Annotated in this window: 24 protein-coding genes; 11 read left to right on the plus strand and 13 right to left on the minus strand. The window is 73.2% G+C overall.

Going from position 1 to position 23,202, the window contains the following annotated elements; genetic code table 11:
- Positions 1 to 1,498: LCP family protein (locus DV20_RS08740; RefSeq protein ID WP_043778208.1), on the minus strand; the 1,498-nt coding region annotated here is incomplete at its 3' end.
- A gap of 137 nt (positions 1,499 to 1,635) precedes the next feature.
- On the opposite strand from DV20_RS08740, the gene rfbB reads away from it, so the two are divergent.
- Both rfbB and rfbD read left to right on the plus strand, forming a co-directional pair.
- Positions 1,636 to 2,625, plus strand: coding sequence for a dTDP-glucose 4,6-dehydratase (rfbB, locus tag DV20_RS08745; RefSeq protein WP_043778209.1), 990 nt, complete (start codon positions 1,636 to 1,638; stop codon positions 2,623 to 2,625).
- Positions 2,626 to 2,634: 9 nt separating this feature from the next.
- A complete protein-coding gene (gene rfbD / locus DV20_RS08750) occupies positions 2,635 to 3,522 on the plus strand; it encodes a dTDP-4-dehydrorhamnose reductase (protein WP_043778211.1) in 888 nt (295 codons plus the stop codon).
- 68 nt (positions 3,523 to 3,590) lie between these two features.
- On the opposite strand, the gene DV20_RS08755 is transcribed toward rfbD, so the two are convergent.
- Genes DV20_RS08755 through DV20_RS08765 form a run of 3 tightly spaced genes read right to left on the minus strand, consistent with a single transcriptional unit; the run spans position 3,591 to position 8,138 of the window.
- On the minus strand, positions 3,591 to 4,676 hold the full coding sequence (locus tag DV20_RS08755; protein WP_043778212.1) for a glycosyltransferase family 4 protein: 1,086 nt from the start codon (positions 4,674 to 4,676) through the stop codon (positions 3,591 to 3,593).
- Positions 4,669 to 7,170: a glycosyltransferase gene (locus DV20_RS08760; protein WP_043778214.1), complete on the minus strand. Its 2,502-nt coding sequence runs from the start codon at positions 7,168 to 7,170 to the stop codon at positions 4,669 to 4,671. The genes DV20_RS08755 and DV20_RS08760 overlap by 8 nt, the downstream gene beginning before the upstream one ends.
- Before the next feature lie 32 nt (positions 7,171 to 7,202).
- The gene (locus tag DV20_RS08765) at positions 7,203 to 8,138 is read right to left on the minus strand and encodes a glycosyltransferase family 2 protein (protein WP_200876378.1); all 936 of its coding nucleotides are present in this window, start codon (positions 8,136 to 8,138) and stop codon (positions 7,203 to 7,205) included.
- A gap of 9 nt (positions 8,139 to 8,147) precedes the next feature.
- On the opposite strand from DV20_RS08765, the gene DV20_RS08770 reads away from it, so the two are divergent.
- The 3 genes from DV20_RS08770 to DV20_RS08785 all read left to right on the plus strand — a co-directional run bounded on the left by DV20_RS08770 (position 8,148) and on the right by DV20_RS08785 (position 11,727).
- Entirely contained in the window at positions 8,148 to 9,224 is a 1,077-nt protein-coding gene (locus tag DV20_RS08770; protein WP_043778216.1) for a glycosyltransferase family 4 protein, read from the plus strand.
- A 76-nt stretch (positions 9,225 to 9,300) separates the two neighbouring features.
- Positions 9,301 to 10,431 carry a glycosyltransferase family 4 protein gene (locus tag DV20_RS08775; RefSeq protein ID WP_043778218.1) on the plus strand — a complete coding sequence of 377 codons (1,131 nt, stop codon included), beginning with the start codon at positions 9,301 to 9,303 and terminating at the stop codon, positions 10,429 to 10,431.
- Between the two features lie 435 nt (positions 10,432 to 10,866).
- Entirely contained in the window at positions 10,867 to 11,727 is an 861-nt protein-coding gene (locus DV20_RS08785) for a glycosyltransferase family 2 protein (RefSeq protein WP_200876379.1), read from the plus strand.
- On the opposite strand, the gene DV20_RS08790 is transcribed toward DV20_RS08785, so the two are convergent.
- Positions 11,724 to 12,182, minus strand: coding sequence for a hypothetical protein (locus DV20_RS08790; protein ID WP_043778224.1), 459 nt, complete (start codon positions 12,180 to 12,182; stop codon positions 11,724 to 11,726). The genes DV20_RS08785 and DV20_RS08790 overlap by 4 nt on opposite strands.
- A gap of 141 nt (positions 12,183 to 12,323) precedes the next feature.
- On the opposite strand from DV20_RS08790, the gene manB reads away from it, so the two are divergent.
- Positions 12,324 to 13,412, plus strand: a complete 1,089-nt coding sequence (gene manB / locus DV20_RS08795) for a mannose-1-phosphate guanylyltransferase (protein ID WP_043778226.1) — start codon at positions 12,324 to 12,326, stop codon at positions 13,410 to 13,412.
- Positions 13,413 to 13,416: 4 nt separating this feature from the next.
- Entirely contained in the window at positions 13,417 to 14,313 is an 897-nt protein-coding gene (locus DV20_RS08800; protein WP_043778229.1) for a DNA-3-methyladenine glycosylase family protein, read from the plus strand.
- Between the two features lie 140 nt (positions 14,314 to 14,453).
- Here the strand turns inward: DV20_RS08800 and DV20_RS08805 are convergent, their stop codons facing one another.
- The 7 genes from DV20_RS08805 to DV20_RS08835 are packed head-to-tail and all read right to left on the minus strand — an operon-like array spanning position 14,454 to position 19,331.
- The gene (locus tag DV20_RS08805; RefSeq protein ID WP_043778232.1) at positions 14,454 to 14,747 is read right to left on the minus strand and encodes a hypothetical protein; all 294 of its coding nucleotides are present in this window, start codon (positions 14,745 to 14,747) and stop codon (positions 14,454 to 14,456) included.
- Entirely contained in the window at positions 14,747 to 15,112 is a 366-nt protein-coding gene (locus DV20_RS08810; protein WP_043778235.1) for a GntR family transcriptional regulator, read from the minus strand. The genes DV20_RS08805 and DV20_RS08810 overlap by 1 nt, the downstream gene beginning before the upstream one ends.
- On the minus strand, positions 15,109 to 15,633 hold the full coding sequence (locus DV20_RS08815) for a hypothetical protein (RefSeq protein ID WP_043778238.1): 525 nt from the start codon (positions 15,631 to 15,633) through the stop codon (positions 15,109 to 15,111). Before DV20_RS08815 ends, DV20_RS08810 begins: the two co-directional genes overlap by 4 nt.
- 27 nt (positions 15,634 to 15,660) lie before the next feature.
- Positions 15,661 to 16,206: an NUDIX hydrolase gene (locus DV20_RS08820; RefSeq protein WP_043778241.1), complete on the minus strand. Its 546-nt coding sequence runs from the start codon at positions 16,204 to 16,206 to the stop codon at positions 15,661 to 15,663.
- Positions 16,203 to 17,597 carry a coenzyme F420-0:L-glutamate ligase gene (locus DV20_RS08825; RefSeq protein ID WP_084093385.1) on the minus strand — a complete coding sequence of 465 codons (1,395 nt, stop codon included), beginning with the start codon at positions 17,595 to 17,597 and terminating at the stop codon, positions 16,203 to 16,205. The genes DV20_RS08820 and DV20_RS08825 overlap by 4 nt, the downstream gene beginning before the upstream one ends.
- Positions 17,533 to 18,522, minus strand: a complete 990-nt coding sequence (gene cofD, locus DV20_RS08830; protein ID WP_043778245.1) for a 2-phospho-L-lactate transferase — start codon at positions 18,520 to 18,522, stop codon at positions 17,533 to 17,535. The genes DV20_RS08825 and cofD overlap by 65 nt, the downstream gene beginning before the upstream one ends.
- On the minus strand, positions 18,519 to 19,331 hold the full coding sequence (locus DV20_RS08835) for a GNAT family N-acetyltransferase (RefSeq protein WP_043778248.1): 813 nt from the start codon (positions 19,329 to 19,331) through the stop codon (positions 18,519 to 18,521). Before DV20_RS08835 ends, cofD begins: the two co-directional genes overlap by 4 nt.
- Before the next feature lie 59 nt (positions 19,332 to 19,390).
- Here DV20_RS08835 and DV20_RS08840 point away from each other — a divergent pair, with 59 nt between their 5' ends.
- From DV20_RS08840 to dapC, 3 genes are all read left to right on the plus strand, one after another.
- Positions 19,391 to 19,564 carry a hypothetical protein gene (locus DV20_RS08840; protein WP_043778317.1) on the plus strand — a complete coding sequence of 58 codons (174 nt, stop codon included), beginning with the start codon at positions 19,391 to 19,393 and terminating at the stop codon, positions 19,562 to 19,564.
- Between the two features lie 124 nt (positions 19,565 to 19,688).
- Entirely contained in the window at positions 19,689 to 20,009 is a 321-nt protein-coding gene (gene fdxA / locus DV20_RS08845) for a ferredoxin (protein ID WP_003083029.1), read from the plus strand.
- On the plus strand, positions 20,006 to 21,097 hold the full coding sequence (dapC, locus tag DV20_RS08850) for a succinyldiaminopimelate transaminase (protein WP_043778256.1): 1,092 nt from the start codon (positions 20,006 to 20,008) through the stop codon (positions 21,095 to 21,097). Before fdxA ends, dapC begins: the two co-directional genes overlap by 4 nt.
- Here the strand turns inward: dapC and DV20_RS08855 are convergent.
- A complete protein-coding gene (locus DV20_RS08855) occupies positions 21,091 to 21,708 on the minus strand; it encodes a TetR/AcrR family transcriptional regulator (RefSeq protein ID WP_043778259.1) in 618 nt (205 codons plus the stop codon). The genes dapC and DV20_RS08855 overlap by 7 nt on opposite strands.
- Positions 21,709 to 21,789: 81 nt before the next feature.
- Here DV20_RS08855 and DV20_RS08860 point away from each other — a divergent pair, with 81 nt between their 5' ends.
- Positions 21,790 to 23,196, plus strand: a complete 1,407-nt coding sequence (locus DV20_RS08860; RefSeq protein ID WP_043778260.1) for an FAD-dependent monooxygenase — start codon at positions 21,790 to 21,792, stop codon at positions 23,194 to 23,196.
- Positions 23,197 to 23,202: the final 6 nt, after the last annotated feature.

A 23,202-nucleotide genomic window follows, 5' to 3' on the forward strand; every position in this document is an offset into this window, starting at 1 on the left:
CGGGAGCGGCGGCCGTCGACGGGGCGGCGGGCGGCTTGACGGCGGTCGACGTGGGCGCGCCACCCGGGCCGGCGGCGGAGTTCCGGAGGTCCTTGCCCAGCAGCGCGCGCACGTGCCCGGCGGGGACGTCCCGGTCCGGCTCGGCCTGCGCACCGGTGCCCAGCGCCTGCTTGACCAGGGCCAGTGCGGCCTCGTCGCCCGGGTGGTACCGGAGGACGGTGGTGTTTCGGGTGCTCAGCCGCTGGTCGGCGGCGAGGGTGAAGCCCTTGCCCTGCAGCATCGCGCGCGTCTGACCGGCCAGCGACGGCGAGCCCGAGCCGTCGAACAGCTCGACCGTGACGGCCTTCGCGCCGGGCAGCTGCGCCGACGTCGGTGTCGCCGCCGGGGTGTCGCCGTCCGACGTCAGCCGGGCCACCTCCGCCGCCACCTGGGCCGGGTCGACGCGCAGCACGTCGGCGCCGCCGATGGTCGCGTTGCCCAGCGTCGGGATCGTGTGGAACTCGATGTTGCCACCGGTCAGGCCGCGCATCTGCTCGGCGAACTCCGTCAGGTCCCAGCCCTGCGACACGACGACGGACTTCTTCACCGCCGTCACCAGGTCCGCGATCTTCGCCGGGCTGGTCAGCACGTCGGTCGAGATCACCTTGCGGGCCAGGCCGGAGAGGAACGCCTGCTGGCGCGCGATCCGGTCGAGGTCGTAGTTGGGCAGGCCGTAGCGCTGGCGGACGAACGCGAGCGCCTGCACGCCTTCGATCGTCTGGCGCCCGCCGGGCAGGTCGACGCCGGACTTCGCTTCCTTGACCGGTCCCTTGAGGCAGACCTCGACGCCGCCGATCGACTTGGTGATCTCGTAGAAGCTCGCCAGGTTGACCTCGGCGTAGCGGTCGATCATGCCCGGCTTGCCGATGAACTTCTCGATCGTCGCGATGAGGTTCTTCCGGCCGGCGACCTTCGCCTGCGCGTCGGCCTCCTTGAGGTCGGTCATGCCCTGGCGCTGCAACGCCCGGTAAGTGTCCGTGTACGCGTAGACGAACGCGCTGTTGAGCTTGTGCTTGCCGAAGCCGCCGGTCAGCTCCACCCACGAGTCGCGGGGGAACGAGACCGCGATCGCCTGCTTCCCGTTCTGGGGGATGTGCACCAGGATCATCGTGTCGGTGTTCAGCTCGCCGTCGGAGACGCCGGCGTGCAGCATGTCCAGCACCTCGCGGGGCAGCGGGTTGCCCTGCGCGTCGGTGCGGCTGTCCTGGCCGACCAGGAGGATGTCGACCGCGCCGTCGAGCGGCTTCGCGTGCGCTTCGGTGTCGGCGAAGACGTTCGTCGTCGTCAGGCCGGTGTTCGGGTCGCCGATGTAGTGCCAGCCGTACCAGGTCAGGGCCAGCACGGCCACCGACAACAGGGACACCACGGCTTTCCCGCCGCGGCGGGCGAAGGCCGCGGCACCGTGGCCGGTGTCCGGCCGCCGGCGTGCCGGGATGGTCGGCGCAGCCTGTTCGGTCACGCGCTTCCTCCCCTGTGACCCCGTGCTTCCCCCATGGCACCAGTGTGCCTCCAGCGGAGACTGTACTGAGGGTGTTGTGGGACCTCCGTAGGCTGGGGGCGAATTGCCCCGCCCGGGGCGTGAGGAAAGGCGGGAAGATGCGGGTCCTGGTCACCGGGGGTGCCGGCTTCATCGGGTCGCACTACGTCCGGCAGGTGCTGACCGGCGCCTATCCGACGCTGCGTGACGCCGAGGTGGTCGTGCTGGACAAGCTCACCTACGCGGGCAACGAGGCCAACCTGGCCCCGGTCGCCGCCGACCCGCGGCTCGAGTTCGTCCGCGGCGACATCTGCGACACGGCGCTGGTCACCGACGTCATGACCGGCGTGGACCTTGTCGTGCACTTCGCGGCGGAGTCGCATGTGGACCGTTCGATCCTCGGCGCCGCGGATTTCGTGCTGACGAACGTGCTCGGCACGCAGAACCTGCTGCAGGCGGCCCTGGAAGCGGGCGTCGGCAAGTTCGTGCACGTCTCCACCGACGAGGTGTACGGCTCGATCGAGCACGGTTCGTGGACCGAAGACCACCTGCTGGAGCCGAATTCGCCGTACTCTGCGTCGAAGGCGTCGTCCGACCTGGTGGCGCGGTCGTTCTTCCGCACCCACGGGCTGCCGGTGTGCATCACCCGGTGTTCCAACAACTACGGTCCGTACCAGTTCCCGGAAAAGGTCATCCCGCTGTTCGTCACGAGCCTGCTGGACGGGCGGAAGGTGCCGCTCTACGGCGACGGCCTCAACGTCCGTGACTGGCTGCACGTGGACGACCACTGCCACGGCATCCAGCTGGTCGCCGACGGCGGGCGGCCGGGCGAGATCTACAACATCGGCGGCGGCACCGAGCTGACGAACCGGGCGCTGACGGAAAAGCTGCTGGCGGCGGTCGGCGCGGACTGGGACAGCGTCGAGCCGGTGGAGGACCGCAAGGGCCACGACCGCCGGTATTCGGTGGACATCACCAAGATCGGCGACGAACTGGGGTACGCTCCGCGCGTTTCGTTCGATGACGGACTGGCCGCGACCGTGGCCTGGTACCGGGACAACCGCGCGTGGTGGGAGCCGCTGGCCGGGCGGGCCGCGCTGAAGAAGTAGGGGTTTTCTGTGCCGCTGACGGTACTTGTGCCCGGGGGTTCCGGGCAGCTCGGCCGGGATCTCGCCGCGCTGGCGTCCCCCTCGGTGGACGTCGTGGCGCCCGGTTCGGCCGAGCTGGACGTGACGGCGACGGGCCAGGTGCTGGCCGCGGTCCGGGCGCTGGCCGAGCGGGCCGCCGAAACGGGAGCGGCCCCGGTGGTGATCAACGCGGCGGCGTACACGGCGGTCGACGCGGCGGAGACCGACGAGGAGCGCGCGTTCGCGGTGAACGCGGACGGCCCGCGGGTCCTGGCGGCGGCGTGCGCGTCCCGGCGGGTGCCGCTGATCCACGTGTCGACGGACTACGTGTTCCCGGGCGACGCCTCGGCCCCGTACGAGCCTTCGGACAAGCTGGGGCCGCGGTCGGCGTACGGCCGCACGAAGGCGGCGGGCGAGGACGCGGTGCTCGGGTCCGGGGCGTCTTCGTGGGTGGTGCGCACGGGGTGGCTCTACGGGCGGTCCGGGACGAACTTCGTGAAGACCATGGCTTCGCTGGAGGCTTCCCGGGACACACTGTCCGTTGTGGACGATCAGGTGGGCGGTCCGACGTGGACGGCCGACCTGGCGGCGGGGTTGCTGGAGCTGGCTTCGCGGGCGGCTGCGGGGGAGGGGCCGGCGCAGCGGGTGCTGCACTGCACGAACGCGGGCGCGGTGAGCTGGTGCGGATTCGCGCGCGCGGTCTTCTCCCACTTGGGGGCGGACCCGTCCCGCGTCCACCCGTGCACGACGGCGGAGTACCCGCGCCCGGCACCGAGGCCGGCGTACTCGGTGCTGTCACCGGCTTCGTGGGTGGAGGCCGGGTTGACCCCGATGCGGCCTTGGGACGAGGCTTTGGAGGCCTATTTCGCGGCTGAGTAGGCCCGGACTCCAGCGCCCCAAGGTGGCCTTGGGTGCGTTGGATCCACCGAAGGCCACATCGGGACGCGTCAGTGACGCCCTGAGGCCAGCCGGTACGCGCCCACCGTCAGCTCCGCGCACGTGCGCCACGTGAAGTTCGCCGCGTGGGCTCGGCGGGAGGCTGAGGTCGCCACCGCGTGCGGGTCCGTCACCGCCGTCCTCAGGGCTTCGGCCAAGCCGTCCACGTCGCCGTACGGGACCAGGCTTGCGCACTCGCCCGCCACTTCGCGCAGCGCCGGGATGTCCGTGCAGACCACCGGGACGTCCGAAGCCATCGCCTCCAGGACCGGCAGCCCGAAGCCCTCGTCGCGGGAGGGCAGGACCAGCGCCGACGCTCCCGCCACCACCGTGCGCAGGTCCACATCGGACAGATAGCCGGTCTGGGACCGGCGGGCGCCGCGGGGGAACGGGCCGGGACCCGCGAACACCAGGTCCGGGAGGTCCGGGGCCGCGTCGTGGGCGCGGGCCAGCCAGTCCAGGCCCTTGCGGGGGCCCGCCGCGCCCGCGAACAACAGGTACCGCGCGGGCAGGCCGAGGCGGGCCCGGCGCTCGTCGTCCGGGGGGCGGGCGGTGAACCACGCCGGGTTGACGCCCAGCGGGGTCACCACGATCTTCTCGCGCGAGACGTCGAGGCGCTCCGCCACCGCGTCCGCCACCGCCGAGGTCGGGGTGCAGATGACGTTCGCGCGGCGGGCGCCGCGGCGGACCAGCTCCGGCAGGCCGCGGTCGCTGGGGGCCAGCTCCTCCGGGTTGTCCAGGAACGCCAGGTCGTGGATCGTCACCACGCCGGCCGCGCGGAACCGGCCGGGGAGCACGAAGTTCGTGCCGTGCACCACGTCCGTCGGGCCCGCGAACAGCTCCACCGGCGGGAAGTCCGACCGCAGCCACGCCGCCCGCAGCAGGCGCGCCGCCACCGGCATCCCCCGGGCGCGGGCGCCGTACGGGAGCACGTGCCGCAGGCGCCGCCAGCCGCGCAGCGTGAACGCCACCGCGCGCGTGTCGACCTCCGGGATCGACACCAGTTCTTCGCTCAGCGCGGCCGTGTAGCGCCCGATCCCGGTGCGGGCGCCGAGCAGCGGGGTGCCGTCGAGGAGGACGCTCAGTGACCTAGCCACGGCGGAGCCGTTGCTTCGCGACCTTCACAGCGCGACCACCCACGCGCCGGGCCAGTTCCGCGGGGCCGCCGGCGTCGAGGTACTCGCGGATCAGGTCCAGGTCCCGGCGCAGCATCGCCCGGCCGCGCACCGGCGGTGTCGTCACCAGGTCCGCCGAGCCGGGCAGCCGGTCGGCCGCCGGGCGCGGGTCGCGGCAGAACTCCACCAGCGGCTTCAGCGCTTCGGGCCACGCGAACCGCTGTGCGACGACGGCGAGCCGCTCGACGCAGCCCGCGGCGAATTCCTCGTCGTACAACGCCTTTTCGAGCGCGTCGGCCAGCGCGGCGTCGTCCTCGGCCGGGACGACGACGCCCAGCCGCTCCGCCCGGACCAGGTCGGCGAACGCGTCGCCGTCGGTGGTGACGATCGGCAGCCCCGCCCACAGGTAGTCCAGCACGCGGGTGCGGAACGCGAACGTCGTTTCGACGTGCTCGTAGTGCGTGGTGACGCCGCAGTTCGCGTCGAGCAGCCAGTTCTGGCGCTCGTGGTAGGGCACCCACTGCTCGTTGAAGTAGACGTGCTTGCCGGTCAGCCCCAGCGAGTCGGCCAGCCGGATCGTCCGGGTGCCGATGTCCATCTCGGCGACCTCGGGGTTCGGGTGCTCCATGCCGAGGAACACGAGCCGGACGTCACTGCGGTCGCGCCGCAGGCGATCGATCGCGCGGACCAGGGTCAGCGGGTCGAACCAGCTGTACACCCCGCCCGCCCACAGCACGACGTGGTCGGTGCCGCCGATGCCCAGCGACGAGCGCAGCCCCGGCCCGGTGCGCACCGGCGGCTCCGGGGGCAGCCCGAACGGGACCACCGCGAGCAGCGACTGCGTCGTCGGGTCGGCGTCGTACAGCCGCGGGGAAAGCCGGCCCATCGCGGCCAGGTGCCCGAGCCAGAAGTGCCGCTGCCGCTCGGACGCGCAGAGGAAGAAGTCGCCGCGCTCGAGCTGGGCGTCGAGGACGCGGGTGACGCCGGCGAGGTCGGCCGCGCGCTGGTCGTCGGCGACGCCCTTGCCCTGTTCCAGCAGCTCCAGGTGCATCGGGTCGTACAGGTCGGCGACGACGATCTTGCCGCTGTGCTGCTTCTTCAGCGACGGCGCCAGTTCCAGCACGTGCCCCTGCAGGACGACGACGTCGGCCCAGGCGATCGGCGCGTCGAGCTCGCGGTGCTTGCCCGCGCCGACCCGGAACGGCGCCGGCGGCGGCGTGGCCAGCGGGTTGGTGGTGATGAGGTGGACGTCGTGTTCGGCGGACAGCGCGAGGGCGATGTTCCAGGCGCGGATCGCCGGGCCCGCCATCCGCTCGGTGAGCGCGTCCCCGGTGATGACCAGGATCTTCCGGCGCTGCCCGAAGGCCTTTTCGATGCCGAACGCCTCGACGAGGATGTCGTGTGCGGCCAGGTAGCGCGGCAGCGGGTACGCCGGCTCCAAGGCCTTGCGCAGCAACGGAAGCAGGTCGGCGTCGGTGCGGACGCGGGCGGCCTGCTCGACCGCGCGGGACTCGGCCAGCGACGGCAGCTGCTCGACGAACTGGTCGATGGCCAGCAGCCCGGCGAGCGTGGTGCGCGGGATGGCGACCTCGCCGGACTCGATCGGGCCGACGCCGCGCTCCAGGTCCAGCTGGGTGGCGTCCAGCTCGCCGCGGGCGGTGGCCCGGCGCACGGCCAGGGCGAGCGCGGCGGGCAGCGCGCGGGCCAGCGTCTCGTCGGAAAGGTTCTTGTAGAGCGAGGCCAGGGCGTTGCGCTCCAGGAGGAACGTCTCGCGGCCGGTTTCCGGCGCGTCGACCGAGGCCATCGTGGCGTGGTGGCGGTGGTAGGTCAGCGACCCGGGGACGTACCGGACGCGCCAGCCGCGCAGGTTGAGCCGCCAGCCCAGGTCGACGTCCTCGTAGAACATGAAGAACCGCTCGTCGAAGCCGCCGAGCTCGGCGAACACGCTCGCCCGGACGAACAGCGCCGAGCCGGTGCCGAACAGGACGTCCTTCGCGACCTCGTGCTCGGCGGCCGGGACGTCGGCCAGCGGCGCGCCGGCGTGGCGCTTGTAGCCCATGCCGAACCAGGTCAGGCCACCGTCGACGAAGTCGGTGCCGGTGCCGTCCCAGTCGAGGACCTTGCTGGCCACGGCGGCGACGCCGGGCTGGGCGCGCAGCTCGGCGACGGCGGCGGAGACCCAGCCGGGCGCCGGGCGGGCGTCGTTGTTGAGGAAGCCGAGGACGGTGCCCTTCGCGTGCTTCGCGCCGAGGTTGCACCCGCCCGCGAAGCCGGTGTTGCGGCCGGCCTCGACGACCTGGGCCCGCGGGACGGCCTCACGGATGCGCGCGGCCTCGTCCGAGTTGTCGACGCAGATCAGCTCGAGCTCGGGGTAGTCGTGCTCGGCGAGCGCGCGCAGGCAGGTGATCGTGTCCTCGGCGCCGTGGTAGTTGACCACGATCACCGAGACGAGCGGTTGCGGATCCCCCTGCGCCAAAGCCAGCTCCTGTCGTCGGAATGCCAGCAAGCTTAAAGGCCTGCCCATGCTTCCCAGACCGCGCCTCGGCCGAGCGCCGCGCGACGGCTGATCTCGCGACGGGCGAGCAACGTCGCTGGTAGCCGCGCGGCCACCTCGGCCAGGACCCGGCAGCGCAGGCCGAAGCGGAAGTTCGCCGCCTTCGGCCGCCGGGGACGCAGTGGCAGCACCGCCGTCAACACGGCGAATCGGACCAGCTGGTTCACCGCGACGCCGCGGGGCGCGCAGCGCAGCAGCGTGAGCAGCCGGTTGCGCTCGTTCCAGCGGTGGAACAGAGGCGAGCCCAGCTCGCTGCTGACGCCGTGGGCGTGCCGGACGCGGGCGTCCGGCGCCGCGACGACGTCCCACCCGGCCAGCCGCAGCCGCCACGCCGTGTCGGTGTCCTCGTAGTAGCAGAAGAAGCTCGCCGGGATGCCCTGCACGCTCCGCAGGGCGCCGGTGCGGAGCAGGGCCGCGCCGCCGCAGAAGCCGAACACCTCGCCGGCCGGTTCGGTGACGTCGGCGCCGTGGCCGTCGGCGGTCAGCCGGACGCCGGCCGACTGCGTGGCGCCGTCGGGCCGCACGAGCCGGGACGTCGCCGCGGCGGCCAGCGGCGCCTTCTCGAGGGTGTCCTCCAGCGTCGCGAGCCAGTCCGGCGCGGGTTCGGCGTCGTCGTTCAGCCAGGCCATGAGCGGGGTCTGGACCTTTTCGAGTGCGACGGCGAGCGCGCCCGCGTAGCCGGTGTTGCGGGGCAGCCGGATTGCTTCCGGACCCGAAGGATGGGCCGCGAGCAGGGCCGCGGTGCCGTCATCGGAGGCGTTGTCGACCACGAGCGTCCGATGTGGACGCGTCTGCGCGGCCAGCGCGTCGAGGCAGGCCGTGATGTGCCCGGCACCCCGCCAGGTCACGACTACCACCGTGGTGGCGGGATTCGCGGTCACGTCCCGCACAATAGCCGCGTGCCCGAACTGGTCGTGCTCGCCGAGCAGCTCCTCGCGCCGGTGCCCGGTGGCACCGGGCGCTACACGGCCGAGCTGCTCCCCGCGCTCGCGAAGACCGCGCCGCCGGGCTGGACGGTGTCCAGCGTGGTCGCGCGGCACGCCGACGCCGCCGCGGCGCGCCTGCCCGGCGTCGAGGGCCCCCGGATGCTGCGGATCCCGCCGCGGGCGCTGGTCGCCGCGTGGCAGCTGGGCCTGCGCTGGTGGCCGGGCGGCGACGCGGTGCACGCGCCGACGCCGTTCGCGCCGCCGCGCGCGCCGGCCGGGAAGACGCTGAGCGTGACCGTGCACGACACCGTGCCGTGGACCCACCCGGAGACGCTCACCGCGCGCGGGGTGAGCTGGCACCGGTCGATGATCGCGCGGGCCGCGCGGCGGGCGTCCGGGCTGGTGGTGCCGACCCGGGCGGTCGCCGACGAGCTCGCGGTGCTCATCGACGTCGACGTCCCGGTGCGCGTGGTGCCGCACGGCGTGCGCGTGCCCACCGGCGACGCCGACCTGGAGCTGCCCGCGCGGTACGTGCTGGCGGTCGGCACGATCGAGCCGCGCAAGGGCATCGACGTGCTGGTCGACGCGGTCGCGGCGCTGGACGGGGTGATGCTCGTGCTGGCGGGGCAGCAGGGCTGGGGCGGTGTCGACCCGGTCGCGCTGGCGGCCGAGCGCGGCCTGCCCGCCGGGCGGCTGCGGGTGCTCGGGAGGGTGTCGGACGCGGAGCTGGCGACCGCGCTGCGGCACGCGAGCGTGCTGGCCGTGCCGAGCCTCGCCGAGGGGTTCGGGCTGGGTCTGCTGGAGGCGATGGCGGCCGGGATCCCGGTGGTGCACACCGACGTTCCCGCACTCGTCGAGGTGGCGGGCGGAGCCGGGCTCACGGTGCCCCGCGGGGACGCCGCGGCGCTGGCCGTCGCGCTGCGGGAGGTGCTGGACTCGCCGCGGCGGGCGGCGGGGCTGACCCGGGCCGGCCGGGAGCGGGCCCGGAACTTCACGTGGCGCCGCGCGGCGGAGGCCGTGTGGGCGATCCACCGCCGGGTGCACGACTGACCTGCCCGGTTTGCCAGTTCCTCACCATGGCGCCGGGGTACCGCCGTACCCTGCAGGGGTGAGCGACGACCCCCGGGTGCTGATCGACGCGACCGCGGTGCCGGCGGACCGCGGCGGTGTCGGCCGGTACGTGGATTCGCTCGTGGCCGCCCTCGACGCGGACGGGGCCCGGATCACCGTCGTCTGCCAGCCCCGCGACCTGCAGCTCTACGATCGGCTGGCGCCGAATTCCCGGGTGGTGCCCGCGTCACCGGCCACGACGACCCGCACGGCCCGCCTGACCTGGGAACAGGCGACGCTGCCCCGGCTGACCCGCCGCCTCGGCGCGGACGTCGTCCACTCGCCGCACTACACGATGCCGCTCGCGACGTCGGCGGCGTCGGTGGTCACGCTGCACGACGCGACGTTCTTCACCGACGCCGTGCTGCACTCGTCGGTGAAGGCCCGCTTCTTCCGCGCCTGGACGGCGACGGCGTTGCGCCGCGCGACGCTGTGCGTGGTGCCTTCGGCGGCGACGGCGACGGAGCTGGCCCGCGTCGGCCCGGTCCGGCACGCCGCACTGGAAGTGATTCACCACGGCGTCGACACCGAGCGGTTCCACCCACCGTCCCCGGCGGAGGTCGCGGCGGCGCGCGCCGCGGTCGGCCTGGGGCGGACACCGTACGTGGCCTTCCTGGGGGCGCTGGAGCCGCGGAAGAACGTGCCGGCGTTGATCCGCGGGTTCGCGCGCGCGGTCGCGGGCCGCCCGGACGCCCCGGCGCTGGTGCTGGCCGGCCAGCCGGGCTGGGACACCCAGGTGGAGCGCGCGCTGGACGCGGTCCCGCACCGCCTGCGCGTGATCCGGGCGGGGTACCTGCCGTTCGGCACGCTGGCGGGCTTCCTCGGCGGGGCGGAGCTGGTGGCGTACCCGTCGCTGGGCGAGGGGTTCGGGCTGCCGGTCCTGGAGGCGATGGCGTGCGGCGCGTGCGTCCTGACCACGCGCCGGCTGTCCTTGCCGGAGGTGGGCGGCGACGCGGTGGCGTACTGCGGAGTGGGCGCGGGCGACGTCGCGGCGGCCCTGAGCGAGCTGCTGGCCGACCCGGGACGGCGAGCCGAGCTGGCCGCGGCGGCGCAGCAGCGCGCGAAGGAGTTCTCGTGGGCCACGACCGCGGAACGGCACCGGGAGGCGTACGGCAAGGCCTGGTCCCGCCACCTCCGCACCCGCTGAACCAGCTCGGGCCGTGCTCCGAGGTGGTGAACTCGCTGTGCGAGGCCCCGGTGGGGCCGAGTATGCAGGGTTTGGCGATCGTGCCCGTCGCGGTGGTCGCGGGAGTCGAGGACCAGCCGGTGAGCCCGAAGCCCGAGCAGGTGCTCCGCGAGCAGCGTGAGACAACGCTGACGGGCGGGCTCCTCGGAGCAAGAGAGATGTCAGCGCGCGCCGCGTGGTGGTCAGGTGGGCGGTTCGACGATCGTGGCGCACAGCAGGAACGGCACCGGGAGGCGTACGGGAAGGCCTGGTCCCGCCACCTCCGCACCCGCTGAACCAGCTCGGGCCGTGCTCCGAGGGTGACCCTCGGCGGTTCCGTGACCTCGGGATTTCTTCCGTCGTGCGGCTGGGCCGGGGTACCCGGTTCACCCTCGGTGACGCGTGGACAATGGCCGGGTGACTGAGCACTCCCGCTATGGCGACGATGTCGGCGTCGTGACCGTGACCTACTTCTCCGAGGACACCATCGAGCGGTTCCTCGACACCCTCGAGAAGGCCACCGAGCGCGAGGTCAAGGTGGTCGTCGCGGACAACGCGTCCGTCGAGGGCGCCCTCGAGCGGGTCACCGCCGGGCGGCAGAACGTGCAGCTGCTCACCATCGGGGAGAACGTCGGCTACGGGGCCGCCGCCAACCGGGGCGTCGCCGAGCTCGACGAGCGGTACGGGTGGGTCGTCGTCGTGAACCCGGACCTCGAATGGGAGCCCGGGTCGCTCGACGCGCTCCTCGAGGTGGCCGGGCGCTGGCCGCGCGGGGGCGCCTTCGGGCCGCTCATCCACGATCTCGAGGGCACCGTCTACCCGTCGGCGCGGCTGCTGCCGTCCCTCGGGCGCGGGATCGGGCACGCCGTCTTCGCGAAGGTCTGGCCCGGCAATCCCTGGACGAAGCAGTACCGGCAGGAGTCCGCCACCCCGGTCGAGCGCGTCGCCGGCTGGCTGTCCGGCTCGTGCCAGCTGTTCCGCCGGGAGGCGTTCGACTCCGTCGGCGGCTTCGACACGCGCTACTTCATGTACTTCGAGGACGTCGACCTCGGCGACCGGCTGGCGAAGGCGGGCTGGCTGAACGTCTACGCGCCGTCCTCGCGCGTCACGCACGAAGGCGGGCATTCGACGGCACAGGCGTCGAAGAAGATGCTCGCGGCGCACCACGCCAGCGCCTACCGCTACCTCGCCGACCGCCACCAGGGGCTCGCCTGGAAGCCGGTGCTGGCCGCCGTGAAGCTCGGCCTCGCCCTGCGGCTGAAGCTGGAAACCCGCTAGATCCCGTCGAGCCGGCGTGAAAGGTCGGACTTGCCGATGTTCTGCGTCACCGTCGGCACCAGGCCGGTGTCCTCCGGATCCGGCTCCTTCAGGGGGCTCGTGATCTGCTCGGCCTGTGGCCGGCGGGACAGCGGGGTCGGCGTGGGCATCGGCGTGGTCGGCGCGGGCGTGTTCAGCGGCGTGGTCTGCTGCGGACGGCGGCCGCCCTGGACCTCCATCCGCCGGGTCGGCGCCGAGCCGGCCAGCGGGTGGTCGTTCTCCTCGATCAGCGACGCCGGCAGCTGCGTCGTCGTGTCGGGGTCGCGGCTGCGGTCGAGCCCGTCGATCTGCGCGCGCGGGATCTGCTGCGTGTTCGCGGAGTCCATCGGTGACGTCGCGCTGTCGGGTGTCACGACGAACACACCGCGCGCCTGGGCTCGTGCGAGCAGGGCGTCCGCCCGATCGCGGGGGTCCATCCCCTCGGCCTCCCGACTGACCCGGGGCCCTCTGGGGAAAGGCCCGCCTGTTTCCTGTCTAGGGTAGGCCCTCCGGGCGACCTCCGTCAGGGTTTCCCGCGGCTTGTCGCTCAGCGGTGCGTGATAAAAGAGGAGATTTCCGTGACGTCCGAGGTCCGAACCGACGCTGTCGACGCCGTCGTGCTGGTCGGGGGCAAGGGCACCCGCCTCCGGCCGTTGACCCTGTCGGCGCCGAAGCCGATGCTCCCCACCGCCGGGACCCCCTACCTGAGCCACCTGTTCTCGCGCATCCGCGAGGCCGGCATCCGGCACGTCGTGCTGGGCACGAGCTACCGCGCCGAGGTGTTCGAGGAGTACTTCGGCGACGGCAAGGCGATCGGGCTGGAGCTCGAGTACGTGGTCGAGGAGGAGCCGCTCGACACCGCGGGCGCCATCCGGAACGTCTACGACAAGCTGCGCGCCGACCACGTGATGGTCTTCAACGGCGACATCATCTCCGGCTCGGACCTCGGCGAGCAGCTGCGGGTGCACCGCGAGTCCGGGGCCGACGTCACGCTGCACCTGCAGCGCGTCCCGGACCCGAGCCGGTTCGGGTCGGTGCCGACCGACGAGACCGGCCGCGTCCAGGCGTTCCTCGAGAAGACGCCGAACCCGCCGACCGACCAGATCAACGCCGGCTGCTACGTCTTCCGCCGCCCGGTGATCGAGGCCATCCCGGCCGGGCGCCGCGTGTCGGTGGAGCGGGAGACGTTCCCGCAGCTGCTGGAGCAGGGCGCGCACATCCAGGGGTTCGTCGACAGCTCCTACTGGCTGGACGTCGGCACGCCGGAGGCGTTCGTGCGCGGCTCGGCCGACCTGGTGCGCGGCCTGGCGCCGACGTCGGCGCTGCCCGGCCGTCCCGGCGACTTCCTGGTGCTCGACGGCGCTTCGGTGGCCGAGGACGCCCAGCTCGGCGGCGGCTCGACGATCGGCGTCGCCGCGGTGGTCGGCCCGGGCGCGAAGGTCGACGGCTCGGTGCTGTTCGACGGCGCGGCCGTGTCCGAGGGCGCGATCGTCGAGCGTTCCGTGCTCGGACACGGCGCTCGCGTCGGCGCCGGCGCGGTGCTGCGCGGGGTCGTGTTGGGCGACGGCGTGTCCGTCGGGGCCGGCTGCGAGCTCTTGGACGGCGCCCGCGTGTGGCCGGACGTCGTCCTGCCCGACGGGTCCGTCCGCTTCTCGAGCGACGCGTAGCCCGATGTTCTGGCGTCCCGCTTTCGAGGTCGACCTGGGCCGAGTCCTGGGTCCGCTGAAGCGCGGCCGCGGATCGCTCAACATCCTCACCGACGAGCGCGGCATCACCTGGCTCGCGTCGAACACGCCCGACGGCCCGGGGACCCTCGCCCTGCGCCGCCACGCCGACGGCCGGATCGAGGCGGCGGCCTGGGGCGAGGCGAAGGACCGCCTGCTCACCGGGGTGCCCGCGCTGCTGGGCGCGGACGACGACGATTCGGGGTTCGTCGCGCACCACGACGTCGTCGCGCGCGCCCGGCGGGCGAACCCGGGCCTGCGGCTCGGCGCGACCGGCGTGGTGTGGGACTGGCTGGTGCTCGCCGTGCTGGAGCAGAAGGTGGCGGGCAAGGAGGCGATCCGGTCGTGGGCGGAGCTGTGCCGCCGCTTCGGCGCCCGCCCGCCCGGCCCGGCGCCGGAGCGGCTGCGCGTGCCGCCGGCACCGGAGACGCTGCTGGGTTTGCCGGACTGGCACTGGCACCGCGCGGGGGTGGACATCAAGCGCCGGACGGCCCTGGTGAACGCGGCGCGGGTGGCGGGCCACCTGGAGCGCGCGGTGGAGCTGCGCGGGCTCGAGGGACGGCACTGGCTGCGCCAGGTGCCCGGCATCGGGGTGTGGACGGCGGCGGAGATCGCCCAGCGTGCCTGGGGCGACCCGGACGCGGTCAGTTTCGGCGACTACAACATCCCGTCGATGGTGGGCCACGCGGTGCTGGGCACGAAGACGGACGACGCGGGCATGGCGGCGGTGCTGGCGCCGTACGCACCGCAGCGGCAGCGGGCGGTGCGGTACCTGGAGGCGGCCGGGCACACGCGGCCGCGGTTCGGGCCGCGGATCGAGCTGCGCGACTACCGCGCGATGTGAGGGCGGCGCCGCGGCCGCTCGCCGAGTGCTTCGGGCGAGTGGCCCGTCAAGGCTCGCGTCGAGCGAAGTGGTCTTCGCTCCTGGGCGAGAAGCTCGTCGAGCGTGGCCGGTGGTCGGCTGCCGCGGGTTACTGCGGCGGGCTACTGCTGCGGGGGATAAGGGCCCGGCGGCGGCGGGTACGGCGGCTGCTGGCCCGGGAAGCCCGGTGGCTGCTGGCCGGGATAGCCCTGCTGCGGCGGGTAACCCGGCGGCTGCTGACCCGGATAGCCCTGCTGCGGAAAGCCTTGCTGGGGGTAGCCCTGCTGCGGATAACCCGGGTACTGCGGCGGGTACGGCGGCTGCTTCGGCTTGTTCGAGTTGACGACGAGCAGCACCACCCCGACGATGCCCGCGATCACCACCAGGATGATCAGCAGCATCAGCACGCTCACCATCACCTTTTCCCCTCGTCGAGTGCCGCGCGGACGATCGACAGCGCCTCGGCGTCGTCGAGGCCGAGTTTACGGGTGGTCTTCGCGTACTCCGCCGCCGCCAGCTGGGCCCGCCGGCGGGTCTGGTCGCCCGCGGCCGCGACGAAGCTGCCGGCTCGGCCGCGGGTCTCGATCAGGCCCGCTTCCTCCAGTTCGCGGTACGCCCTCGCCACCGTGTTCGGCGCGATGCCGAGGTCGGCCGCCAGCTGCCGGACCGTGGGCAGCTTCGTGCCCACGGCCAGGCTCCGGTCGTTGATCCGCGTCGCGAGCCCGGACCGGACCTGCTCGTACGGCGGGACCGGCGAACCGCTGTCGAAGGGGACGATCACCAGCTCTGCGGACCCGCTCCCGGCCCCGGCAGCGGCTGCTGCGGGAACGACGGCCCCTGTGGCGCGTACTGCTGCGGCGCGGGCGGGTACCCCGGCTGCTGCTGCGGGAACCCCTGCTGCGGCGAAGGCGGCGGATACCCCGGCGGGGCGAACCCCTGGGCGCCCGGCTGCGCGAATCCCTGCGACGGCGGCGCGGACCCCTGTGGCGGCTGGGCGAACCCCTGCGACGGCGGCGCGAAACCTTGGGCACCCGGCTGCGCGAACTCCTGCGACGGCGGCGCGAACCCCTGTGGCGGCTGGGCGAATCCCTGGTGCTGCGGCGGGAAACCCGGGTTCGGCGGGAACTGCCCGCCCTGCTTCATCGCCTCTTCGCGGCGCATCTTCGACACCCGGACGATCACCGCGATGATGAACACGATGACGCCGAGGATGATCAGCCCGAGCACGATGTAGCCGAACACGCCGGTGTCGCCGCCACCGCCGGAGTGGTAGTGCACCCGCTCCGGGAACTGTGTAGCCATGTGGTCCCTCCCTGTCCGCGGACCAGGCTATCGCCCGGCACCGACAGAAACGGCGGCTTTCACCAGATCGGCGAGATCCTCCGAACCGGCGGGCAGCGCGTCCGCCGGCCACCACCGCAGGTCGTCGGACTCGTCGCTGCGCACCGGCGACGCCCCGGGCGGGGCGTGCACCGCGAACCGGACGTCGAAGTGCCGGGTCGGCACGCCCAGCGAGCAGGTGATCGGGTGGACGTCGAGGTGCACCGGCTCCGGGGCCAGCCGCAGCCCCGGGATGCCCGACTCCTCGGTCGCCTCCCGCAGCGCCGCTCCGGCCAGCGACGCGTCCGACGGCTCGCAGTGGCCCCCGAGCTGCAGCCACCGCCCGACCCGCGGGTGCAGGGTCAGCAGCACCCGCGTGCCGGTGTGGTCCAGCACCACCGCCGACGCCGTCAGGTGCCCGGCCGCGCAGGACCGATCGCAACTGTCCTCGCGCGCGGCCAGGAAGCCGAGGAACGCCTGCCGCAGCGACTCCTGGGACGCGACAGCCGGCTGCCACGACGAAAGCGTCGCGACGGCGTCCGCGTGCGGGCTCACAGCTCCAGCAGTCCTTCCCCGGCCAGTGCCGGTCCGCGCGGCGCCGGCTCGGTAGCCGGTACGCCGATGGCGACCGAGCCCAGCGGCTGCCAGCGCTCGTCGAGGCCGAGGACGTCCCGGACGACGTCCGCGGCGAAGATCGTCGACCCGATCCAGCACGAGCCGAGGCCCTCGGCCGCCAGCGCGACCAGCAGGCCCTGGACCGCGGCGCCGCCGGCCACGGTGAACATCGTCTTCTCGCAGTCGTTGCGGCGGTCGTCGCGGTAGGTGTGCGCGCCGTCCGGCACCAGGAACGGGATGACGACTTCGGGGGCGCGGTACAGGATGTCGCCCCGGCTGAGCCGCTTCGCGATCTGCTCCGGGGTGAAGCCGTCCCCGGTCAGGTCGGCCTGCCACGACTCGCGCATCGCGTCAAGCAGCTTCTTCCGGACGCCCGAATCGCGCAGCCAGACGAACCGGACCGGGTGCGTGTGGTGCGGCGCGGGTGCGGTCAGCGCGGAGCCCACCGCCCGCCGGATCGAGGTGGGCGAGACCGGCTCGTCCGCGAACTGCCGCACCGACCGCCGGGCGGGGACGGCCTCGCGCCGGCCCTGCGCGACGGCTTCGTTGGCCCCCAGCCGGAAGAGGTCCTCCTCCAGCGGGCGGATCAGGTCGCGCGCGGTCGAGCCGTCGTCCTCGATCGACAGCCCGCGCACGACCGCGACCGGCGTCCCGCCGAGCTTGCCCTTGACCAGGTCGGCGGCCGCGGCGAGCTCGTCGGCCACGGCGACCTCGGTGACGGCCAGCTCGTTGCCCTGCCCGTCGATCTGCCCGCGGTAGGCGTGCAGCACGCGCAGCCCGGACGAGCCGATGGCGGCGTCGGTCTGCCCGACCCGCCAGGCCCGGCCCATGGTGTCGGTGACGACGACCGCGACCTCGACGCCGAGCCGCTCCCGCAGCCCGTTGCGCAGCGCCAGCGCCGAAGCGTCCGGGTCGGCGGGCAGCAGCGCGACCTCGTTACCGGCCACGTTGGACGCGTCGATGCCGGACGCGGCCTGCACGATCCCCAGGTGGTTCTGGGTGATCACCGTGCGCGCGATCCGCGCGACCACCCGCACCGACTCCTGCTCGACCAGCTTCCGGCGCTCGGCGTCCCGTGCTTCGGGGTCGCGGGGCACGCGGATGAGCCTGCCCTCGGCCTTGGACACGATCTTGCTGGTCACGACGAGCACGTCACCGGAGCGCAGCCAGGGCGCGGCGGCGGCGATCGCGCCGGTCAGGTCGTCGCCCGGGCGGAACTCCGGCAGCCCGGTGACGGGCAGGATCTCCAGCTTGGGGGAAGCGTGGTCAGTCAACGGGGGCTCCAGCCAGTTCGAGGGCGGCGCGGGCCATCGCCGCGGTCGCGTCCACATCGGACATCAGCAGCGGGACGTCGCGGACGGTCACGCCCGGCACGTCGGCGGTCTCGCCCTCGGCGATCAGCCAGCCGTCGAGCACGCCGCCGTTCTTGCGCGAGCCGTAGTGCCGGCCCACCGCCTCGGCCGACGTCTCGACGCCGATCGCGGTCAGGCACGCGTCGGCCATGCCGCGCAGCGCCTTGCCGCCGATGATCGGCGACACCCCGACGACACCCGCGGACGTCTTGCGCAGCGCGTCCCGGACGCCCGGCACCCCCAGCACGGTCCCGACCGAGACGACCGGGTTCGACGGCGCGAACAGCACGGCGTCGGCGTCCTTGACGGCTTCGAGGACGCCCGGCGCGGGCTTGGCCTCGTCGCTGCCGACCGCGACGATCGAGTGCGCCTTCGGCTCGGCGCGGTAGCGCACCCACCACTCCTGGAAGTGGACGGCCTTCTGCTGGCCGTCCTGCTCCGGGTCGTCGATCACGACGTGCGTCTCGACGCGGTCGTCGGACATCGGCAGCAGCCGGACGCCGGGCTGCCAGCGGTCGCACAGGGCCTCGGTCACCGCCGAGAGCGGGTAGCCCGCGCGCAGCATCCGCGACCGGATGAGGTGGGTGGCGATGTCCTTGTCGCCGAGGCCGAACCAGGTCGGCTCGGCGCCGTAGGCGGCCAGCTCCTCCTTGACGACCCAGGTCTCGCCCGAGTGCCCCCAGCCGCGTTCTTTGTCGATCCCGCCGCCCAGGGTGTACATGCAGGTGTCCAGGTCGGGACAGATCCGCAGCCCGTGCATCCAGACGTCGTCGCCGGTGTTCACCAGCGCCGTCACCTCGTGCCCGGACTCGGACGCGCCCTCCGGGGCCATGCCCAGGGCCGCCTTGACACCCAGCAGGAAGCGGGCCCCGCCCACTCCGCCGACCACTACCACGATCTTCACGACGTCGAATCCTCGCACGAGCCGGGTGCGGGCACCCAGTACCGGTATCTGTGGTGCGGGGCGTAGCCGAGCCCCGCGTAGAGCGCGAGCGCGCCCGAATTCCCCTCCGCCACCTGCAACACCGCGCGGTCCGCGCCGTGTTCCACGCCCCACGTCCGCACCGCGCCCATCAGCGCCGACGCCAGCCCGCGGCGGCGGAACGCCGGGGCCACCTCGAGCCGCCCGACGTGCAGCCAGCCCTCGACCAGCGCCCCGCGGACGACCCCGGCGACGTCGCCGCCGACCGTCGCGACGCCGTAGCCGATCTTCCCGCCGGCCAGCACCTGCCGCGCGGCCGGGGAGTCCTCGCCCGGGCGCAGCGCGAGCCCCCACCACCCGGGCACCGGCTCATCGGGCACTTTCACGTGAAAGTGCCCACCTGGGGGCGGCACTTTCACGTGAAAGTGCCCACTCGGGGTCTCCCTGGGCGGCGGGGTTTCCCCGTGCAGGCCGGAGGTGGTGAGGACGACGACTTCGTGGCCGGCGCCGTGGCCGGTGGCCGGGACCCAGCCGGCGGCGGCGATCGCGTGCTCGTTCGGGCTGTCGCGGACCACCTGCACCATCGGGGTGATCGCCCGTTCGTGGGCGAAATCACACACCGCACGGAGGGCTTCGGCGACCGGGCGGCCGGCGTCGCCGACGGCGAGCGCGCTGTTGGCGCGCCCGGTGAAGCCGTCCGCCCAGCGCAGACGCCACTCACCCAAGGGATCCTCGATCAGGGGCGGCCATGCTTTGCTGCAGGTGATTTCGAGCGTCTCGGCGGCGTTCACCGCTAGATTGTGACGGAGGTGGTGAAGGCCGTGGGAGCGGATTTCCGCAGGAGGTGACCGTGGGTATCCAGCGCAAGGACGAGCGGCACAACGAGGAGCTCGTCGACGAGATCGCCGAAGGGTTCAACCGAGCCGTCGGGGAGAAGAAGACCGAGGACGAAGCCCCCAAGCCGCGCTTCGTCATCACTGGTGACGCCCGGGCCACCCCGCCCCCGCGCCGCCGGGCGAGGTGAGCGCCATACCCGGGGTATGGCTAAGGCTTGCCTCACCGACCGAACGGGTGCCGACGCCGCGTAGTGTCGGGCCCGACTGGCTGTTCGCAGAGACTGTCTTTGCAGAGATAAGCAGGAGTGCGCAGTGACCTACGTGATCGCCGAGCCCTGCGTCGACGTGCTCGACAAGGCGTGTATCGACGAGTGCCCCGTGGACTGCATCTACGAGGGCGAGCGGATGCTGTACATCCACCCGGACGAGTGCGTCGACTGCGGCGCCTGCGAGCCGGTCTGCCCGGTCGAGGCGATCTACTACGAGGACGACGTCCCGGACAACTGGTCGGACTACACCAAGGCGAACGTCGACTTCTTCGACGAGCTGGGCTCGCCCGGCGGCGCGTCCAAGGTCGGCAAGACCGCGCACGACCCGGCCTTCATCAAGGCGCTGCCGCCGCAGGGCGAATGAACCAGGTCCAGCTGCCCGACTTCCCCTGGGATTCGCTCGCCGAGGTCAAGGCCACGGCGCAGGCGCATCCCGGTGGGGTCGTCGACCTCTCCATCGGCACGCCGGTCGACCCGGTCCCGGACGGCATCCGCGAGGCGCTCGCGTCGGTCTCCGCGATCCCCGGGTACCCGACCACCCACGGCATCCCCGCCCTGCGTGAAGCCGCGCGCGGGGCGCTTTCGCGGCGTCACGGCGTCGACGGCATCGAGCCGGACGCCGTGCTGCCGACGATCGGCTCCAAGGAGGCGGTGGCCTGGCTGCCGCGGCTGCTCGGGTTCGGTCCCGGCGACGTCGTCGTCATCCCGGAGCTGGCATACCCGACGTACGAGGTCGGCGTGCTGCTGGCGGGCGCGTCGATCCTGCGGTCCGACGGCTTGACCGCGCTCGGCCCGCAGAAGCCGGCGATGATCTGGCTGAACTCGCCGTCCAACCCGACCGGCAAGGTGCTGCCGGTCGAGCACCTGCGCAAGGTCGTCGAGTGGGCGCGCGAGCGCGACGTCGTCGTGGTCTCCGACGAGTGCTACCTGGCGCTCGGCTGGGAGGCCGACCCGCTCTCGATCCTGCACCCGGACGTCTGCGACGGCCGGACCGACGGCCTCATCGCCGTGCACTCGCTGTCGAAGTCGGCGAACCTGGCCAGCTACCGCGCCGGGTTCCTGACCGGTGACCCCCGCCTGATCAAGCGGCTGCTGGAAGTCCGCAAGCACGCGGGCATGATCGTGCCGCGCCCGGTCCAGGAGGCGATGGTCGCCGCGCTGGCCGACGACGAGGCCCTGCGCGCGCAACGCGAGCGCTACGCCCGCCGCCGGCTCGCCCTGCGGAAGGCGTTGCTGGACAACGGTTTTCGCATCGACCACTCCGAAGCGGGGCTCTACCTCTGGGCCACCCGCGACGAAGACGCCTCGGCGACGGTCCGGTGGCTGGCCGGCCGCGGGATCCTGGTCGCGCCCGGGACGTTCTACGGCCCGAAGGGCGGCAAGCACGTCCGCGTCGCGCTGACCGCGACCGACGAGCGCGTCGACGCCGCGGTGGAGCGGCTCACTCAGTAGTCGCGGCCGGTGAGTCCTCGGTAGACGAACCGCGTGAGCATCTCGATGGCCTCTTCGTCGGTCGGCGGCGTCCACCCCGGCGGGGGTTCGTGCAGCCACGTGGCCGCGAACGAGTCGACGAGGTTGTAGATGAGCCCGCCGCAGCGGTCGGGGTTCCCCGGCAGCCGCAGTCCGGCGCGGGTGACGTGCGCGAGGTGGTCGTCGAGGTCGGCCGCCTGGGACGCGCCGAACTTCGCCACCGTGCGGGCGAAGGTCTCGCTGACCATCGCGGCCTGGCGCAGGGCGAGCATCGTCGCGGCGTTCTCCCGGTAGAACGTCCAGTACTGCCGGACGTGCCAGCGCACGGCGGCAGGATCGCTGAAGTCCGCCAAGTGGTCTTCGCTGTCCGCGCTCTCGTCGCCTGAGGCCGCCATGTCCTGGAGAAGAGCCTCCAGGAGCTCTTCCTTGCCCGCGAAGTGGTTGTAGAACGACCCCGCGGCCCGCCCCGCCTCGGCGGTGATGTCGGTGATCTTCGTGTTCAGGTAGCCCTTCCGGGCGAAGACGCGCTTGGCCGCGGCCTTGAGCGCGGCCTCCGTCTCCGCGGCCTTTTCCTTGCGGCTCGTCGCCGTCATCGGCACCTCCCTTGACACGGGACGCTAGCAGCGCCATTCTGAATCTAGATTCACTGAACCGAAATTCACTGGGAGGGTGACATGGACACTCGGGTGCTGATCGCGGGAGCGGGGCCGACCGGGCTGACGCTGGCCATCGAACTGGCGCGGCGGGACGTCGCCGTGCGGATCATCGACAAGGCCTCGGAATACTTCGTCGGGTCGCGCGGCGACGGGATGCAGCCGCGCACGCTGGAGGTGTTCGAGGACCTGGGCGTGCTCGACGCGGTGCTGGCGGCGGGCATGGCCCCGGTGCCGATCAAGATCCACCTCGGCGGCGAGGTGGTCGGCGAGCGGATGATGTTCGACCCCGTCGAGCCGACGCCGTCGAAGCCGTACCCGACCGGCTGGTTCCTCGGCCAGTCGCAGACCGAGGGCATCCTGCGCGACCGGCTGGCCGAGTTCGGCGTGCGCGTCGAGCTGAACACCGCGCTGACCGGCTTCGAGCAGGACGCCGACGGCGTCACGGCCACGCTGAGCACGGGGGAGACCGTCCGCGCGGCGTACCTGGTCGGCGCGGACGGCGGCAAGAGCTTCGTGCGCAAGACGCTGGGGATCGCGTTCGAGGGCACGACCGACGAGTCGATCCGGATGCTGCTCGGCGACGTCCGGGCCGAGGGCCTCGACCGGAACCACGGCCACTGGTTCGCGACGCCGGACGAGCCGATGAGCGGCATGATGTTCAGCCCGCTGCCGGGGACACCGCACTTCCAGTTCGGCGCGGCGCTCGGCGACGGCGAGACCGACGTCGAGACGGCGTTGCCCGCGGTCCAGGCCCGGCTCGACGTGCTTTCGGGCGGGACGGTGGTGTTGTCGGACCTGGCCTGGTCGACGGTGTGGCGGCCGAACATCCGGCTGGCGGCCCGCTTCCGCGACGGCCGCGTGTTCCTGGCCGGCGACGCGGCGCACGTCCACCCGCCGACGGGCGGCCAGGGGCTGAACACCGGCGTCCAGGACGGCTACAACCTGGGCTGGAAGCTCGCGGACGGATCACCGGAGCTGCTGGACAGCTACGAGATCGAGCGGCGCACGGTCGCGGCCCGGGTGCTGGGGGTCTCGGCGGGCCTGCTGCAGAAGTACGTCGACGGCGACGAGGACGCCCACCGCCGCGGGGAGGACACCCAGCAGCTGGACATCACGTACCGCGGTGGCCCGCTGTCGCCGGCGGGGACGGGACAGCTGCGGCCGGGCGACCGGGCGCCGGACGCACCGCTGGCCGACGCGAACGGGAAGCGGGTGCGCCTGTTCGAGCTGTTCCGCGGGCCGCACGCGACGGAGCTGCTCTTCGGCGACGGCGAGACGGCCGGCTACCGGATCCGGCCGGCGGGGAGCGTGGCGACGGGAACGGACCTGGTCGACGAGGGCGGCCACGCCTACGCGGCTTACGAGGCCACCGATGGCCGGCGGGTGCTCATCCGGCCGGACGGCTACGTCTGGTCGATCTCCTGAGGGGAG

Source organism: Amycolatopsis rifamycinica, assembly GCF_000695625.1.
Taxonomy (GTDB): domain Bacteria; phylum Actinomycetota; class Actinomycetes; order Mycobacteriales; family Pseudonocardiaceae; genus Amycolatopsis; species Amycolatopsis rifamycinica.